Genomic DNA, 1,534 nt, shown 5'->3' with positions numbered 1-1,534 from the left:
GATCAGCGCACCGCCCTTGAAGACCATTTTCGGCAGCGAGTTCAGGCCGCCCTTGCAGATCGCACGCGCGCCGTAACTGATGCGCTTGCCGCCTTCCAGGTACTGCTTGAGCACCGGGTGATGCTTGAGGCGCTGGAACTCGTCGAACGGCGACAGGAAGGTGTTGCTGTAGGAAAGATCGACGATCAGGCCAACGACCACCTGGTTGTTTTCCAGGTGATAGAGGAAGGAGCCACCGGTGTTTTCGGTGCCCATGATGTCCATCGGCCAACCGGCGGTGTGCACCACCAGGCCTGGCTGGTGCTTGGCCGGGTCGACTTCCCAGATTTCTTTCAGGCCGATGCCGTAGTGCTGGGCGTCGGCATCGCTGTCCAGATTGAAACGCTTGATCAGTTGCTTGCCGATGTGGCCACGGCAGCCTTCGGCGAACAGCGTGTATTTGCCACGCAGTTCCATCCCCGGGGTGTACAGGCCTTCTTTGGGCTGACCTTCGCGGTCAACGCCCAGGTCACCGGTGATGATCCCGCGAACCACGCCGTTTTCATCGAACAACGCTTCCTGAGCCGCGAAGCCCGGGTAGATTTCCACCCCGAGGTTCTCGGCCTGCTGGGCCAGCCAGCGGCACAGGTTGCCCAGGGAGATGATGTAGTTGCCTTCGTTGTGCATGGTCTTGGGCACAAAGAAGTCAGGAATCTTCTGCGCGCTGTCAGCGTTTTTCAGCACGAAAATGTCATCGCGTGTGACGGGCGTGTTCAGCGGCGCGCCGAGTTCTTTCCAGTCCGGGAACAGTTCGTTCAGGGCGCGTGGTTCAAACACGGCACCGGAGAGAATGTGAGCACCGACTTCGGAGCCTTTTTCGACCACGCAGACGCTGATTTCCTTACCGGCTTGCGCAGCCTTCTGCTTCAAGCGGCAGGCGGCGGAAAGACCAGCGGGGCCGGCACCGACGATGACCACGTCGAATTCCATGTATTCGCGTTCCACAGGCTATCTCCTACTCAAGGCTCAACAGTTTTTTTCTAATTTTGGAGGTTAGGTGTCGCATCCTTGAATCCCGGCGTAACGTCGGGAGAGGACAATCGAGTGACCACCTTTCTCTTTGGGTGGCGCATTATATCTACACCACTCTCAGGGTCCAATACAAACGTTTGTTTGAAATGGCTCAAACCCAGAGAAATCAAAGTCACGCGGCTTATGAACGGCTATTTTGCCGTATTGACCGGAATAGGTGTTCCGGTCAAGATACGGGCGGTTTTGCGCTCGCCGTAGGCTGAATGTTGGTTTCAAGAGCACCTCTAAAGACAGGGCGATGGCCTGGGCAAGTGATGCGCCGCGCTGAATTGGCGCGCAGTTTACACGCCGCGATATTGAATGACTCGTCAGTCACTGCTGACGAACGGTCATCTACATCGTGAGCGATGCTCACTTGACACTTTTGCCGGCGTTTTTGGAGGTGCCCTTGCGCCCGATGAGCATCAACCGCCAGGTTCGCCTAGGCGACTTTCTTTTCACCGGAGAGTAACGAGGAATCCAT

General features: G+C 57.0%; 1 protein-coding gene. It reads right to left on the bottom strand.

The genetic code is table 11. The features are described 5' to 3' along the window. A partial coding sequence (locus D8V06_RS05295; protein WP_130930558.1) for an NAD(P)/FAD-dependent oxidoreductase occupies window positions 1-984 on the bottom strand: 984 nt, incomplete at its 3' end. Between the last annotated feature and the right edge of the window lie 550 nt (window positions 985-1,534).

It is taken from the genome of Pseudomonas sp. Sample_24, from assembly GCF_004307605.1.
GTDB lineage: Bacteria > Pseudomonadota > Gammaproteobacteria > Pseudomonadales > Pseudomonadaceae > Aquipseudomonas.
The sequence above is the reverse complement of the archived record's forward strand: the minus strand, read 5'-3'. Positions and strand labels throughout refer to the sequence as shown.